The organism is Aquiflexum lacus (genome assembly GCF_015476655.1).
Classification (GTDB): Bacteria; Bacteroidota; Bacteroidia; order Cytophagales; family Cyclobacteriaceae; genus Aquiflexum; species Aquiflexum lacus.
In genome coordinates, this window is sequence record NZ_JABFHF010000016.1 from 108687 (window position 1) to 125014 (window position 16328).

Here is a 16328-nt window from a genome sequence, read left to right on the forward strand (position 1 = left end):
GGGATGGTAAGGTTTTTATTGGCAAGACCCATAGCTGTTTTAATGACTTTTTTGGCACTGATGGTTTTTTCGGTCATTGTGTTCAGGACTTTGCCCATTTCCCTGCTGCCCCCCATCGATGTACCACAGATAGTGGTCAAGGTCAGTTACCCCAATGCCTCCCCCGAAGCCATAGAACAAAATGTGCTTTCGCCCATCAGGGAAGGCCTGATGACCCTGAACGGGCTGGAAGACATGGAAAGCAAGTCAGGGTCCGAAGTGGGGACCATCCGATTGACCTTTGATTTTGGCACCAAAATGGAACTGGCTTATATTGACGTCAACGAAAAGATTGACCGGATGACCAATTCGCTTCCTTCCGATCTCAGCCGCCCGCAGGTCATCCGGATCAATACTAATGATATTCCCGTTGTAAGGGTGCAAGTAGTCCCAAAAGCAGGATTTGATTTTACGGAAATCAGTCTTTTGACAGAGAATGTATTGAAAAAAAGACTGGAGCAATTGGAAGGGGTTTCATTAGTAGATATCAATGGCAAAAAAGACAGGATTATTACCGTCAGTCCCAACAAATCGGCACTCAGGGCTTTGGGCATGTCCGAAGAAAATGTCATCAATGCCATCAAATTCGGCAATGAGGAACTACCGGGAATCAGTGTGGAAGATGGTCAGTTCCGGTATTACCTCAGACTTGCCACCCGGGTCGATTCTCCTTCGGATATTATGAAATTACCGGTTACTTCAGAAGAGGGTGTGACCATCGATCTGGGAAGGGTAGCTGATGTCCAATATGAGATCAATGATGTGTTGGGTTACCACCTATTTGGTGAAAATGAAGGACTCGTCATCACTGTCCACAAACAGGCCTCTGCCAAAATGAACGAGTTGCTGCCCAAGGTTTATGAAGCCATTGAAATTTTTAAGGAAGATTATCCACAGGTGGATTTTGAACTGACCCAGGACCAATCAGTCCTGCTCAATGCAGGTATCAGCAACTTGCAGACGAGTTTGCTGTTTGGTGGATTGTTTGCTTTTGGGGTACTATTTGTCTTTATGGGCAATTACCGGACTCCGGTGATTATCGGAATCTCATTGCCGGCCTCTTTATTGATCAGCTTTTTGGTGTTTTACTTTTTTGATATTTCCATCAATGTCATTTCCCTGTCAGGGCTTGCATTGGGTCTGGGGATGTTGATTGACAATTCCATCATTGTATTGGATAATATTACCAGAAAAAGAAAAGATGGCCTGCAGCTTTTTGATGCTTGTGTGGAAGGGGTAAATGAAGTCATGTCTGCTTTGATTAGTTCCGTGCTAACTACTTTGGCCGTATTTATCCCCTTGGTTTTTCTCAGTGGTATTTCCGGGGCACTGTTTTTTGATCAGGCGGTTTCAGTTGCTGCGATATTGGGAGTTTCCCTGATGGTGGCATTTATTTTCCTTCCCATGCTCTACCAATTTTTCTTTAGGAAAAAGGCAGAAAAGGATGTCACCGATGAAGACAGCAGGTTTTTTATGGGGATTCTACGAGGATATAAATCATTGTATAAAAAGATTTTCAGTCAGCGGAAACTGAGCTTAGGAATATTCCTTGTTTTGATTCCGGTTGGTCTTGGATTGGCTTATTTGTTAGAATCAAGCGGGCTTCCTCCGATTGAAAAGTTCGATGCAGTCGTGTCCATAGACTGGAACGAACCCATAGGGGTAGAACAAAATAAGGACAGAGTTATGTCCTTGTTAAATTCCCTTGAAGGGGCATATCTCAAATCCGAAAGTGATATAGGGGTAAGGCAGTTCCTGCTTTTTGATGGGGAGAGTTCACTGCAGGAGGCGAGTCTGTATTTTCTTTTCGATACCCAGGAAGAGAAGACCGCTCAAATGCAAAAACTCAGGTCTTCGGTCATCAATAATTTCCCCAATGCACAGATTGAAGTCACCGATGCCCCCAATGCCTTTGACCAACTCTTTGCGGCAAACATTCCCTATTATGAAGTTAGGTGGAAGGACTTGGGAAACAAAAAGCCCATAGAAGAAAGCAGGATGGATATTTGGTTGGAAGAGTTTCCGGTGGCTGAATTTTCCAGGGGACCGGGATTGCAGAAGGAAGCCTCTGTTATTTTCAGGTTGGATGCCGGTAAACTTGCCCTCTATGGTATCAGTGCCACTGATCTGCAGGAACAGGTCAAAAGACTGTTTGGCATGTATTCCATCACAGATATCAAGCGTTTTGGAGAGATCACTCCCATCAGGTTGAAATCCACAAGAGCTAATTTTGAAGAGATTTTGAGAAATAATTATCTAGCGGGCAAAGACGGCAATGAATATGCGCTGAATAATTTTATCCGTTTTGATTATGAAAACCATTACAAATTTGTCACCGCAGACAAAGGGGGCATTTATCAATCCGTTTTGCTGGAATCGGAAAATCCAAGTTCCTCCAATCGGGTAATTTCGAGATGGGCAGCTGACCGGAATCTGGGAGTATCTTTCTTTGGGCAATATTTTAAGGACAAAGAGACCATTCAGGAATTGATAGGGATATTGTTGGTAGCGGTATTGTTGCTTTTCTTTATCCTATCAGCCCAGTTTGAGAGTTTCGTGCAGCCTCTGATCGTGATTTTCACGCTTCCTTTGGGAATAGCAGGAGCATTCATTGTCCTATTGCTCACCGGCACCTCCCTCAATGTCATGTCAGCTATCGGTTTGGTGGTCATGTTGGGAATCATGGTGAATGATGCCATTTTGAAAATCGATACCATCAATAGGTTAAGAATAAAATACAGTCAGTCAATAGGTAGCGGGGAAGCTCTGGAAAGGGCCTTATATGAAGCCGGAGAAATCAGGCTCAAACCCATCTTGATGACATCCGTCACTACCATCCTTGCCCTGTTGCCGGTCGTCTTCAGTTCAGGACTTGGAGCAGATTTGCAGCGCCCCTTGGTCTTTTCCGTCATAGGCGGCCTGACCATCGGTACGTTTACGGCATTGTATTTTGTGCCTTTGGCTTATTGGTTTGTGGGGAGAGGCGAGAGACGAGAAGCGAGATTTGAGACTTAAGATTTGAGAACCAAGAAACAAGAGCCAAGAACCAAGATGGGGGAAAGGGGTAGGAAGAGAAGTTTAAGGAGAATGAGTGGTAGTCAGAAATAAGAAAAATGGGTCAAGATAAAGGAAGGCCTGTCCTTGTCACTTCGACGACAGGAGAAGTCTGATTACTCGACTTAGAGAAATAGATCTCTCCAGTCGTACCAATGACATAAATGTAAAATACCCCTCGGCAAGCTCGGGGCCCGGAGAAATTGGTTAATAAAGGTGGGGGTGGGAAAAGCGGCGCCGCCGCTTTTCCCACCCCCACCTCCCATCAAGACGACCCCGGTGGCCGATCCCGATAACTATCGCGGACGAGGCCAAACAAAGGTGATCTTTAGAAAGAAGTCTATTTCTCTGATCTAGGTAATTAGATCTCTCCTGCCGTCGAGATGACAAGGAGAAGTTAATTGAAGTGCTTTGAACCTAAATTTAGATCAACGGTGCCAATAAAATAACTATAAAATCAAGCGAATTAATCTAGCTGAAATAAAAGAAAAAAGGTTAAAGGAAAATTGTAATTAAAAAAAAAATGATGATACCATTCGACCATAAGCCATCTAAAGTCTTGGCTCTTGGTTCTTGCCTCTTGGTTCTATTATCTCACATCTCACATCTCCAATCTAAAATCTACCTTCTAAAATCTTAAATCCCTCCCCATGACCCCCTTCCGCATCATCATATCGTTCATCGTTCTTAGCATCATCGGGTTTGCGTTGGTGCCTAGGCTTTCTGTGGATCTAAATCCACGGGAGCGGGAACCTGTTTTGACGGTGAGTTATGGGGTACCGCAATCAAGTCCTGAATTGGTGGAAAAACTGGCCACTTCTCCTTTGGAAGGTGCCTTATCACAATTGGCTGATCTGAAGAAAATCAATTCATTGTCGAATTACGACCGGGGATCGATTACCCTTAGGTTTGACAAAGAAACGGATATGGAGTTCAAGAAATTTGAGGTGGCATCCATCATCCGGCAGGTTTACCCCTCCATGGACAGGAAAGTATCTTACCCCTTGGTCACCCAAACCGAGGAAAGAAGAAATGACCAGAAAACTCCGATCTTGACCTATTCTGTCAATGGCCCTTTTGCTTCTTTTGAAATAAAAAAAATAGCCGAGGATGTGCTGAAGACCTCATTGAACCGCTTTGAGGAAATAGAAGAAATCACCATCCGGGGAGCAAATGACCTGCAGTTGTACGTCACCTATGATATCAAAAGGCTACAGGCATTCAGGTTGTCCAAGTCCGATGTGGAAGCCGTCATCAGAAACGCCTTTGGCAGGTCTTATCCCGGTTCTTTGGTTAACAACCGCGGAGAAACCCTTTTTATCCAAGTTGACCGTTCGCTCAACAGCCTAAGCCAACTTGAAAACCTTTTGGTCACCAATCGGGAAGGGAAGGAGATTTTCCTGAAAGATCTGGCAAGGTTGACCTTGGAAGAAGCGGAACCTTCTTCCTATTACCGCATCAACGGCAACAATTCCGTCACCTTATCCATCATCAACAGGGACGGGGTCAACAAAGTCCTTTTGGCCAAAAGCATAAAAGCAACCATAGAAGCTGCAAAACCTTTGCTTCCGGCAGGATTTGAGGTCAGGTTGGAAAATGATGATACAGAGTTTTTGGAAAAAGAACTGAACAAGATTTATAAGCGGTCAGGACTCTCCGTTCTGATTTTGATCATTTTCATATTCCTGATCAACAGAAACCTGCGCTACCTCAGCATTTTATTTTTGGGCATTTTGATCAACCTGAGCATTACCGGGATTATCCTTTACCTGATGAAAGTGGACATCCACTTGTATTCACTTGCTGGATTGACGATATCATTTGGGCTGATTGTGGACAATGCCATTATCATGATTGACCATCTGCACAAGCATAAGAACAGAAAGGTTTTTGTGGCATTATTGGCGGCGTCCCTTACCACCATTGCGGCCTTGATGATAGTTTTCTTTTTGCCTGAGGAAGACAGAAAAAACCTGACAGAATTTTCGGTGGTAGTGGCTGTCATGTTGGCGGTTTCACTTTTGGTGGCTTTGTTGTTTACCCCGGCCATGTATGAGATTCTTTTTGGACATAAAGCCAAAAAGGGTAGGGTCCTGACAGTGAAACAGCTCAGAAAGAGGGTAAGGGCTTTTGGGGCTTACAAGAGAAGTATAGGTTTTGTGGCGAGGTTCAGAAAAACTTTTGTTACCGCCATAGTGCTGCTTTTTGGTCTTCCGGTATTTTTCCTTCCTGCCAAATGGGAGGGACAGGAATGGTACAATAAATCCATTGGAAGTACCGTCTATCAGGAAGACATCAGGCCGCACGTGGATAAATACCTGGGCGGTTCATTGAGGATGTTTGTTAGGGGTGTATTTGAAAAATCATCCTATAGAGAAGCCGAAAAGACGAGATTGTATGTCAACGCAAGACTTCCTTTTGGGAACACGCTGGATCAGATGGATTTTATCATGAAGGAGTTTGAGGGATTTCTCAAAGGGGTGGAAGGCATTGACCAATTCGTGACCTATGTGCAGTCAGGTCAGAATGCCAATATCACGATTACTTTCAAGGAGGCTTATGAGAAATCAGCTTTACCTTACCAACTGAAAGGCCGGCTATCCGTCAAATCCACAGATTGGTCCGGAGCAAGGTGGCTCATTAGTGGAGTGGGGCAGGGGTTTTATACCGGTGGCAGTGGAGAAGGAATCCCATCTTTCAAGGTGACCATGAAAGGGTATAATTTTGATGAACTGGAGAGACAGTCCGAGGTTTTGGCAGAGAAACTTTTGCAGCACAAGCGGATTCAGGAGGTCAATACCAATGAAAGATTGGGCTGGAACGAGCAAAAGACAGAGGAATATGTGCTGCGTTTGGATCAGGGTAAAATGGCCCTGGCAAGATCCAATCAATACCAGGTTATCAATGCCCTGAATGATGTATCCAAGCCTTCCAGTCCAAGTACTTACTTGACCTTGGATGAAAAAAACTATGGCGTGGTGGTCCGGGAACTCGAATCCGATAAATACTCCAAGTTTGACCTGGAAGAAAACAGTCTGATCAGTGGTGAGGACAAGATTTTCAAAGTGAGCAATTTTGGTACCCTGAGCAAGGAAACCACCACCAATGCCCTGCACAAAGAAGACCGGCAGTATATCCGTTTGGTGGCATTTGAATATATGGGTTCGGCCAAATTCGGAAATGAATACCTGGATGAGGTTTTGGAAGAAATGAAAGCCAATATGCCCATAGGCTATACCGCTTCCAAGCAGACCTGGTCCTGGAATTGGGAAAAGGCAAAGCGTCAGTATAGTTTGATTTTGGTATTGATAGTGGGTATATTCTTTATCACATCCGTATTGTTCGAAAACCTCAAGCAGCCTTTTTATATCATTGTCATCATCCCGATATCCTTTATCGGTTTGTTTCTGGTTTTCTCCCTGTTTGATTTTTACTTCGATCAAGGGGGATATGCGGCATTTGTCATGTTGGGCGGCTTGGCGGTCAATGCGGCCATTTTTATTGTCAATGACCTGAACAACCGAAAGGTCGGTCTTTACAACCGAAACGTGTTGAAAGCAGTAGCAGGAAAGGCAGTCCCTATCATGCTGACCATTTTGTCTACCTGTTTTGGTCTGATACCATTTATCATGGAAGGACAGAATGAGATCTTCTGGTTCAGCTTGGCGATTGGAACCATCGGGGGATTGATATTCAGTATTGTGGGGGTGTTTCTGGGATTGCCGGTGTTTTTGTGGAGGAAGAATCAAAGGTAATGGTTTCCCGCAAAGGCGCTAAGACGCAAAGGAAATTTAATAAGACAAAGACACTAAAGGACAAAGAAAATTTGAACCATCAATAACACTAAACCAAATCCTAAAAAGATTTGAAAAGAAAAAATTGATGGCACGCTGATAACGCAGATATAGCTGATTTTCACTGATTTTTTTACCTGCGTGAATCAGCTAAATCAGTTTCATCAGCGTTCCCATAAGACCCTGCAAGAGACACAAAGGACCAAAACATATAAAGATTAAGATCTCGATATAGTCCGAAAACACGCCTATTCTATGTGTGCTATGATTCTATGTGGTTTAAATTTTGGGCCAGTAAAATAATCTGTGAAAATCAGCCAAATCAGCGTTATCAGTGTTCCCAAAAAAAACCTCCTCTCAATCCAAATTTCCAAAAACCTCCTCCAGATCCAGTTCGAATCCGGGAATGCATTTGCTATTTGCCACATCGCCATGGGTGAAAAGCCGGGAAGGTTTATACTTACCTTCCTCGAGGCTGTAAATCAAAAGTGTATGTTTTAACCAAGTTTTTTTAGATATGCTCAATCCAATTGCAGGATGGGTATCGTAACTGTGTGCAAATATTATTTAAAACCGACTAAAATAAATCACACAATGAAAAAGTTAAGATTAAATCAAAGCTTGTATCTGTTTGCAATGCTATTATTTGTAGGAGCATTCTCGGCATGTAATGATGACAATGATCAGGAGCCAATGCGAATGCTTGAAATGGAAAGCTTTACCTATGCTTTCAATGAAGGCCAATTGTTAAATAGCCCAGCCACTGCCTATGATGGCGATGGAGAGGGGGATCATCCCAGAAATCTTTCGGCTAAATTGGATATAGAAGAAATGGCAAACGGAATGGCCAAAGTCACTGTGACGATTGAAAATGGGATTGATGGTTTGCAATATGCCGTGCATGCACATGATGCCGCCGATCCATCTACCACTCCAAATGGTACACCATACTCAGAATCGCCTAATGGTGGTGTTTTTGCAGGTATGATTACCATAGCAGGTGGAACAGGAACAAGGACTGTTGAAACCGAGATGCCTTACAGCATGCTTGTCAATGATTATGAAGGATTCTTTGTGATTCATGATCCAACCCAACCGATTAGTACTACAAACCTTTCCACCTATTTGGTTTTAGGAGTTTTTGCCCAAAGTTTGACTGCTGGAGAAGCAAATTTAAGAACTACAGAATTTAATTACAGTTTCAACGAAGGACAAGCCTTGGATAATCCTGCTATTGCTTATGATGGAGAACATCCAAGAAATTTGATGGCAAAAATCATGGTTGAGGAAAAAATTGACGGGACGTCCAAAGTTACTGTTTCCCTGATGAATACCCTGAATGGAAGAATGTACCCTGTACATGCCCATGATGCGGCAGATCCTAGTACCACTCCAAACGGAACACCATATAATGAATCTCCAAACGGAGCGATATTTGCCGGGATGATTTCGGGTAATGGAGGAACAGCCATGGCGTCCAATGACCTGGATATTTCATTCAATGAATTGACAAGAAACTACGAAGGCTTTTTCGTGGTGCACGATCCTACGCAGGACCTGAGTACTACTGATTTGACCACTTACCTGGTGTTGGGTCTCTTTGCGAGATAATCTAATTCTGAAGACATCAAATAAAAAAAACCGGCAATCAATGCCGGTTTTTTTATTGGTGATAGTTGGTTTAGTTTCAAGCAGTATTTTACAATTATTATGCCAATGCTTTTCTTTATGGTGTTCACCTTTCCTGAATTCTACGAGTTATAGTTTTAAATGGATTCCACTTAATCCAAGAAAAAAACCAAACCGATGCCGGGTTGAATCATGTTGATCGTGGACCTTTGAGGAGAATAGACAAATTCACCGTTTCCCTGATCAGGTCTATATTCCGTATCCTGCTTTCTTAGAAATTCGACAGGACCACTGTCATGGTACAATACTTTGAACTCAAAATGTCCCAATTCTCTATCTTTAAAAGGGATTTTCAAGCCCCCACCAAATCTATAAGCCAATACCCAATCACCGAAATCCATTCCATCTTCAATGGGTTCCTCAAATCGGGATTCTCTGATTTTATATCGGGTATAGAAATAATTAGCACCTATCTGCGCTTCCAAAAAAGGGACTATCTGTTTGTCACTTTCAAAATTATACCGAAATATTCCCATCAAAGTCAGTAAATTATTGTTCCTCCTTAGCCTCAATTCGTCAGTAAATCCAGGATATAAGTCAGTTCTTTTTTCCACTTCTGTGCCGTATTTCCCATAACCGACCCCAAAGCCGACATCAATTGGCTTATATGGAAACCGGTAATAAACAGAAAGGCTGTATTCTGGAAAAACCGCTCCATTCATGACTTCTTTCAAGTCACCTAATGGCACACCGACATTGGCTTGAATCCCTGTGGAAAAATATTGGGCATGTGAAATAAATGTGGAAAGAAAGAACAGGGCTGTAAAAAGTATCCGTTTCATTTGATCTATTTTTGATTAGTTACGAAAAAGAATGATGGCAGTTTCAGAAACCTAAATATCATTCCAAATCACTGAAGACATACTCCAAATCCAGGCTAAACCCTTCAATGCATTCCGAATTTACAATATCTCCCGGTGAAAAAAGTTTGGAAGCAATGTACGATCCATTAGTTAATGAGTAAATCAATAAAGTCTGTTCATTGGGATGGATTACCCAATATTCCTGTACTCCGCTTTCTTCATATACTTCATATTTATATTTCAGTTCTTTCCGGTTGTTGCCGGGGGAGAGTATTTCGATAATCAGGTCAGGGGCGCCAACACAGCCTGCTTCATCCAATTTATTGCGGTCGCAGACAACACAAATATCGGGTTGCACAACAGTAAAAATATCTTCGTTTCTCTTAGATTTAACAGGAAGCCTGACATCAAATGGAGCCGCATATACTTCGCAAGGCCTATTCTCTAGAAAATTGAATAGTTTATTGGATATTTTTAGGGAAACTTTCTGATGGATTCTTCTTGGTGCAGCTGCTGCTGACTTAAAAACTTTTCCTTTGATGATTTCGACCATTTCATCCATTTGCCAGGTCAGATAATCAGCATAGGAATACTTTCCACCTGCCTGTCCGGTAGGCAGGTAACCGGTAAATGGTTCGCTGACTTTATTTTCGGTCTCCTCGGATTTCATAGTTCTAATTTAGTGAAAATTTTAGACAGAAGATGCAAGACATAAGAAGGAGACACAAGACGCAAGACGCAAGACAAAAGAAAACTAGATGAGGACAGAGTTATGGATTAACTTTAAAACTTTGCAAGCCAATAATTTTTCAATCTTCCAATTTTCTAATATTCAATCAGCTTCCTCAATTTCTCCTTAAACCTTTCCACAGGAAGAAAATTCCTTTCAAGGTTTGGGGCAAAGGGGACGGGGGTGTCGAGGCTTCCTTCACGCATGACCGGAGCATCCAAATATTCAAAACAGTTTTCCGAAATCCAGGCACAGATTTCGGCACCGATTCCACCTGTCAGGCAATCTTCTTGTAGGAAAATCACTTTGGCAGTTTTCCTGACCGTTTTTTCCACAGCCTCTTTATCCCAAGGAAGCAAAGTCCTTAAATCCAAAATATCTGCGGAAATCCCTAATTCTTGAATGGCAGCTTTGGCCCAATGAACGCCCATGCCATAAGTGATAACGCTGATGGCATCTCCCTCTTGTACCAAATTGGCCTTGCCCACTTCTATGGTATAATAATCATCCGGAACGGACTCCGTAATGGAGCGGTACAAAGCTTTATGTTCAAAGTACATGTATGGATTCGGGTCTTCAAAAGCTGCATTGAGCAATCCTTTGGCATCATAGGGATTGGATGGATAGACGATCTTCAATCCAGGGGTATGAAAAAACCATGCTTCATTGGATTGGGAGTGAAAAGGACCTGCGGCAACACCTGCGCCTGTAGGCATTCTAATGACCACATCGGCTTTTTGTCCCCATCGGTAATGGATTTTTGCAAGGTTGTTCACGATCTGATTGAAGCCAACGGAAACAAAATCCGCAAACTGCATTTCCACCATGGATTTAAATCCTTTGATGGAAAGCCCCAAAGCCGCCCCGATAATGGCACTTTCGCAAAGTGGGGTATTTCTCACCCTTTCTCCACCAAATTCATTTTTGAACCCATCAGTGATTTTAAACGCTCCGCCATAAGTACCAATATCCTGCCCCATCAGGATTAGATTGGGATATTTTTCCATGGATTGCCTCAATCCGTCTGAAATGGCATCGATGAATCTTTTCTCAGTGACCTTGTCTGATGAAGGTAAGATGGCTTTTTGTTGGAAAGGAGAGAACAAGTCCGCCAACTCTTCTGCAGTGTCAGGTTGAACGCTTTCTTCAGCAAATGCCTTTTCCAAACCTTTATTGATGGCGTCTTTGATTTTCTTGTTGAGTTTTTCTTTTGTTTCGGCATCTAAAACTCCTGACTCCTCCAAAAACTTTTCATAATTATCCACAGGATCTTTTAAAGCCCAAGTGGACATCAGGTCTTTTGGGACATATTTAGTACCCGAAGCTTCCTCATGGCCCCGCATTCTGAAGGTGATGGCCTCCAGCAAAACAGGTCTTGGATTCTTCCGGATATCCTCCGCCAAACGTTTGATGGCATCATAGACTTCCAACACATTGTTTCCATCTACCCGAACAGCCTCCATCCCATAGCCAGGGCCTTTTTCGGTAAAGTATTTAAAGGCAAACTGTTCCTCACTTGGCGTAGAAAGCCCATAGCCATTGTGTTCCACCACAAAAATCACCGGCAACTTCCAGACAGCAGCCACATTTAGACCTTCATGAAAATCACCTTCCGAACTTGCCCCATCTCCCGTGAAGACCAAGGTCACTTTATTTTCCTTGGATAATTTATGGGCCAGACCAATGCCATCAGCAATGGCCATCTGAGGACCCAAGTGAGAAATCATGCCGACAATATGGTGCTCGTTGGTCCCAAAGTGGAATGACCTGTCCCGGCCTTTGGTGTAACCTGATTTTTTACCCTGAAATTGCGCGAATAGTTTTTCGAGTGGAAGATTTCTCCCCGTGAAAATACCCAGGTTTCTATGCATGGGAAGGATATACTCGTCCTCAGACAAAGCATTTACCGCACCGATAGAAATGGCTTCCTGCCCCCAACCACTGAACCATTTTGAGATTTTGCCTTGCCGGAGAAGGATCAGCATTTTTTCTTCAATTCTTCTTGGCATCAGTAGGGATTCATACAACTTGATCAAAGTCTGATCGTCGTAATCTTTCCTGTCAAAAATCATTTCGGTTGTTTGGGTAGATGGATTGTTCATAGAAGACTAAATTTGGATACCAAATTAGGGCAAAGAACTTATTCTCCCAAGAGTTTTCAAAGAACTAATACGGATTGCAGTTTGGTTATAAGGAAGCTGCGTTTTCCAATTTACCACGTCAAAGAAAAATCGATAGGTTATGAAAGAATTGATGATCAAAAATATGGTCTGTCCCCGTTGTGTTTCGGCTGTCGAAACTGCCCTCAAACATTTGGATATTCCTTTTGAGAATGTTGCTTTGGGAAAGGTGAGACTGCACTCAGATTTAAATGAAAAGAAAAAAGAGCTATTGGAAGCTGATTTGTCCAATCTTGGGTTTGAGGTTCTGAAGGATAAGGACTTTCAAAGGATCGAAAAGATCAAAAACCTGTTTTCTGAGCTGATGCAACAGGAAGAAATCCCTACTGGCTTCAATATAATCACCTTTATCAGAGAACATATTCCCGAGGATTACAGCGGATTAAGCCATTTGTTCAGCAGCATTGAAGGGATTACGATGGAGAAATACTTTATTCAGTTAAAAATCGAAAAAGTAAAGGAATGGCTCTTTTACGAAGAACTCAATCTCAGTGAAATGTCCTGGAAATTGGACTACAGTTCCGTTCAACACCTTTCCTCCCAATTCAAAAAACTAACCGGAATGACCCCAACAGAATACCGGAAATTAGTCAAAAAGGATGGATTGGGATGGAAGGATATGAATTAAAAGAAAGAGAGTTGAAATATGATTGAAATAAAGTGGAAATAAAAATTTATGAATATCCGCCTTTCTGAAAGTTGCATGAGTTTTCAATATTTTTGGGTTGGAAGACAGAAGACCGGGGGACGGAAGAAAACAGTTTTCATTCCTTGATTCCATAAGCTATGAATAGATATGTTTAGCCCACTGTATAAATAAACCCAATCCAGAATTGGCTTCAGCCAATAATCTTCCAATCTTCCAATTTTCTAATTTTTCAATTTTCCAATTATATAAAAACAGCAAAGGCGTCGATTCACATCGACGCCTAAAAATATGCAAGGTTATGAAAAAATGTTCGTTTGCTGTACGTGCCCAAAAGTAGAAAGAAAGCCCTGCCCAAAAGCAAATAAATCATTAAGTATACTTTAAGTTAAAACCAAAAAAATCTACTAAAATTAATATTTGAATAATATTGGAAATTGGGATTCAATTCCTTTAGAATTGACGATTAAATTGCCTTTTATTTTTTACCCGAAAATATTTCTAACTTAAAGGATTCATAAACAATATCTTATTCCATAAAAACCTGTAGCATGACGCTTTTAAAATCAATACTATTCTTATTCCTCTTTAACTTAACATTTTCCACTGAGCTTGTTCCACAGGAAAGGAAAACAACCGTCGAAATCAAAGCAGATAAATTTTATATCAATGGCAAACTGACTTATGAGGGAAGAACTTGGAAAGGCAAACCCATAGAAGGTCTGTTGATGAATTCAAGGATGGTGCAGGGGATTTTTGATGATCTCAATCCTGAGACGGTTTCCAATTGGGAATATCCTGATACCGGGAAATGGGACCCCGAAAGAAACACGGATGAGTTTATTGCCAACATGGCAGAATGGAAAAGACACGGTTTACTTTCTTTTACCATCAATTTGCAGGGAGGCAGTCCATTTGGTTATTCCCAAAGTCAGCCTTGGAACAATTCAGCATTTACAGGAAAAGGGGAATTGAGGGATGATTTTATGAAAAGACTGGAAAAAATCCTTGACAATGCAGATGAATTGGGCATGGTACCGATTGTCGGATACTTTTATTTTGGGCAGGACCAAAGGCTAGAGGATGAAAAGGCAGTGATAGCCGCTGTTCAAAACGCCACGGAATGGCTACATGAAAAAGGCTACAGAAACGTCCTGATCGAAATCAACAATGAATGTGATGTAGATGCCTATGACCATGAGATTTTAAAGCCTGAAAGAGTTCATGAGTTGATCACATTGGCAAAAAATATGGAAAGGAATGGCTACAGATTCTATGTCAGTACAAGTTATAAAGGAAGTGCCATCCCCAAACCCAATGTGGTCAAAGTCTCTGATTTTATATTGCTTCATGGGAATGGGGTAAGCAACCCCGATAGGATTGTAGAAATGGTAAATCAGACAAAAGAGGTGGATGGATATCGCCAAATGCCTATTCTCTTTAATGAAGACGATCATTTTGATTTCGACAAAGACTGGAACAATTTCGTTGCGGCCGTTTCCGCTTATGCCTCTTGGGGTTTGTTTGATTACAGAATGAAAGATGAAGGATTTGAGCAAGGTTATCAAAGTGTTCCGGTAGATTGGGGCACCAATTCAGATCGGAAAAAGGGATTTTTTGGGTTGCTGAAGGAGATTACTGGGTATTAGGAGGGAGAAGCGAGAGGCAAGAGCCAAGAAACAAGATACAAGAAACAAGATTTGGCCTCGAGTATCAAGGAGACAAGAATATAGATGTGGAAGTTGGAATTCTGAAAGGTTAAATCGGATTAAGATTATAAGGGATTTTAATTGCTTAATGGACTTTGCCTTGTCATGTCGACGTCAGGAGACATCTAATAAGCAGGGTAAGAATATCAAAAGCTAGATTCAAAAAATGAGGCAGGATCCTTCAAATTGACTTAAATAATCATATTTTACATCTTATCACCTTTGGATGCAAACCCAATTTTCCAATTTTGTAATTTTACAATCTTCCAATCCACCACGGCGGACAAGTTCTTCCAATCTAATTCCCTACCTTTGCACCCAAATACAGGAATACAGTGAAAGCGAGAACATTAAAAAAGGACAAAGTCAATATCATCACCATGGGTTGCTCCAAGAATTTGGTAGACTCCGAGGTACTTTTGACACAGTTGAAAGGGAATGGAATTGATGCCTCCCATGAATCCAACAATCAGGACAACAATATCATCATCATCAATACCTGCGGCTTTATAGACAATGCCAAGCAGGAATCGATTGATACCATTTTACAATATGTAGACGCCAAAGAACAAGGTTTGGTGGACAAAGTATATGTCACAGGATGCCTTTCCCAGCGCTATAAAGATGATCTGGAGAAGGAGATTCCCCAAGTGGATGCTTATTTTGGGACTAGAGATTTACCCGCTTTGCTCAAAAAATTTAAAGCTGATTACAAACATGAATTGGTAGGCGAAAGACTTTTGACCCACAACGCTCACTACGCCTACATGAAAATCTCCGAAGGTTGTGATAGGCCCTGTTCATTCTGTGCCATTCCTTTGATGCGTGGAGGTCATATTTCAAGGCCTATTGAGGAATTGGTGAAGGAAGCGCAACATAAAGCTGCCAATGGAACCAAGGAATTGTTATTGATCGCCCAGGATTCCACGTACTACGGACTTGATCTTTATAAGAAAAGAAACTTGGCGGATCTGTTGAGAAATCTTTCTGATGTGGAAGGAATTGATTGGATCAGGCTGCATTATGCCTATCCGACGGGATTTCCTATGGATGTGATAGAAGTGATGAAAGAGAGATCGAACATCTGCAATTACCTGGATATCCCCTTACAGCATGGTTCTACTTCGGTATTGAAAACCATGAGAAGAGGGACAACACGGGAGAAGCAAGAGGAATTGATCCATTCCATTAGAGATCTGATTCCTGAAATTGCCATCAGGACTACTTTGATTGCCGGTCATCCGGGTGAAGGAGAAGCCGAATTTCAGGAGATGGTGGATTTTGTGGAAAGGATGAAATTTGAGCGATTGGGTGTGTTTACCTATTCCCATGAGGAAAATACGCATGCACATTCTATGGAGGACATTATCCCTGCTGAAGTAAAACAAGAAAGGGCCAATTACCTCATGGAAATTCAGGAACAGATCTCCTATGACCTCAACCAACAAAAAGTGGGTAAGGAATTCAAGGTTTTGATTGATAAAAAAGAAAATGGCTTTTTTGTTGGAAGAACAGAGTTTGATTCTGTGGAAGTGGACAATGAGGTTTTGATTGATGCTTCAAAGTTCTATTGCAGGGTAGGGGATTTTGTCCAAGTTAAAATCAATGAGGCTACCGAATTTGACCTTTATGGCGAGGTGGTTTGATACTCTTATGATTTACCATAATGATTTTATTTGCCTAG

Annotated in this window: 10 protein-coding genes; 6 read left to right on the forward strand and 4 right to left on the reverse strand. The window is 41.9% G+C overall.

Translation table 11 applies throughout. The annotated features are described in order from the left end of the window. Positions 1-3: 3 nt before the first annotated feature. Positions 4-3054 (forward strand): efflux RND transporter permease subunit, encoded by a 3051-nt coding sequence (locus HMJ38_RS15140; RefSeq protein WP_194975259.1) that lies wholly within the window; start codon positions 4-6, stop codon positions 3052-3054. Between the two features lie 689 nt (positions 3055-3743). Then, a complete protein-coding gene (locus HMJ38_RS15145; protein ID WP_194975260.1) occupies positions 3744-6848 on the forward strand; it encodes an efflux RND transporter permease subunit in 3105 nt (1034 codons plus the stop codon). Between the two features lie 396 nt (positions 6849-7244). Here the strand turns inward: HMJ38_RS15145 and HMJ38_RS25360 are convergent, their stop codons facing one another. Continuing rightward, positions 7245-7373 (reverse strand): hypothetical protein, encoded by a 129-nt coding sequence (locus tag HMJ38_RS25360; protein ID WP_317174535.1) that lies wholly within the window; start codon positions 7371-7373, stop codon positions 7245-7247. 108 nt (positions 7374-7481) lie between these two features. Here HMJ38_RS25360 and HMJ38_RS15150 point away from each other — a divergent pair, with 108 nt between their 5' ends. Then, positions 7482-8498, forward strand: a complete 1017-nt coding sequence (locus HMJ38_RS15150; protein WP_194975261.1) for a hypothetical protein — start codon at positions 7482-7484, stop codon at positions 8496-8498. Between the two features lie 170 nt (positions 8499-8668). Here the strand turns inward: HMJ38_RS15150 and HMJ38_RS15155 are convergent, their stop codons facing one another. The 3 genes from HMJ38_RS15155 to HMJ38_RS15165 all read right to left on the reverse strand — a co-directional run bounded on the left by HMJ38_RS15155 (position 8669) and on the right by HMJ38_RS15165 (position 12211). Beyond that, a complete protein-coding gene (locus tag HMJ38_RS15155) occupies positions 8669-9358 on the reverse strand; it encodes a hypothetical protein (RefSeq protein WP_194975262.1) in 690 nt (229 codons plus the stop codon). Between the two features lie 58 nt (positions 9359-9416). Beyond that, on the reverse strand, positions 9417-10049 hold the full coding sequence (locus tag HMJ38_RS15160; protein WP_194975263.1) for a Uma2 family endonuclease: 633 nt from the start codon (positions 10047-10049) through the stop codon (positions 9417-9419). Between the two features lie 155 nt (positions 10050-10204). After that, on the reverse strand, positions 10205-12211 hold the full coding sequence (locus HMJ38_RS15165) for an alpha-ketoacid dehydrogenase subunit alpha/beta (RefSeq protein WP_228780078.1): 2007 nt from the start codon (positions 12209-12211) through the stop codon (positions 10205-10207). A 139-nt stretch (positions 12212-12350) separates the two neighbouring features. Between HMJ38_RS15165 and HMJ38_RS15170 the strand changes: the two genes are divergently transcribed. The 3 genes from HMJ38_RS15170 (at position 12351) to rimO (ending at position 16290) form a co-directional block, all read left to right on the forward strand. Beyond that, the gene (locus tag HMJ38_RS15170; RefSeq protein ID WP_194975264.1) at positions 12351-12917 is read left to right on the forward strand and encodes an AraC family transcriptional regulator; all 567 of its coding nucleotides are present in this window, start codon (positions 12351-12353) and stop codon (positions 12915-12917) included. 569 nt (positions 12918-13486) lie between these two features. After that, positions 13487-14584 carry a hypothetical protein gene (locus HMJ38_RS15175; RefSeq protein ID WP_194975265.1) on the forward strand — a complete coding sequence of 366 codons (1098 nt, stop codon included), beginning with the start codon at positions 13487-13489 and terminating at the stop codon, positions 14582-14584. A gap of 395 nt (positions 14585-14979) precedes the next feature. Further along, complete coding sequence (gene rimO, locus HMJ38_RS15180) at positions 14980-16290, forward strand: 30S ribosomal protein S12 methylthiotransferase RimO (RefSeq protein WP_194975266.1); 1311 nt, start codon at positions 14980-14982, stop codon at positions 16288-16290. Positions 16291-16328: the final 38 nt, after the last annotated feature.

Excerpts from the sequence above, each read along its gene's own strand:
- HMJ38_RS15140 (WP_194975259.1), top strand. The coding sequence starts at position 4 with ATGGTAAGGTTTTTATTGGCAAGACCCATAGCTGTTTTAATGACTTTT.
- HMJ38_RS15145 (WP_194975260.1), top strand. The coding sequence starts at position 3,744 with ATGACCCCCTTCCGCATCATCATATCGTTCATCGTTCTTAGCATCATC.
- HMJ38_RS15150 (WP_194975261.1), top strand. The coding sequence starts at position 7,482 with ATGAAAAAGTTAAGATTAAATCAAAGCTTGTATCTGTTTGCAATGCTA.
- HMJ38_RS15155 (WP_194975262.1), bottom strand. The coding sequence starts at position 9,358 with ATGAAACGGATACTTTTTACAGCCCTGTTCTTTCTTTCCACATTTATT.
- HMJ38_RS15160 (WP_194975263.1), bottom strand. The coding sequence starts at position 10,049 with ATGAAATCCGAGGAGACCGAAAATAAAGTCAGCGAACCATTTACCGGT.
- HMJ38_RS15165 (WP_228780078.1), bottom strand. The coding sequence starts at position 12,211 with ATGAACAATCCATCTACCCAAACAACCGAAATGATTTTTGACAGGAAA.
- HMJ38_RS15170 (WP_194975264.1), top strand. The coding sequence starts at position 12,351 with ATGAAAGAATTGATGATCAAAAATATGGTCTGTCCCCGTTGTGTTTCG.
- HMJ38_RS15175 (WP_194975265.1), top strand. The coding sequence starts at position 13,487 with ATGACGCTTTTAAAATCAATACTATTCTTATTCCTCTTTAACTTAACA.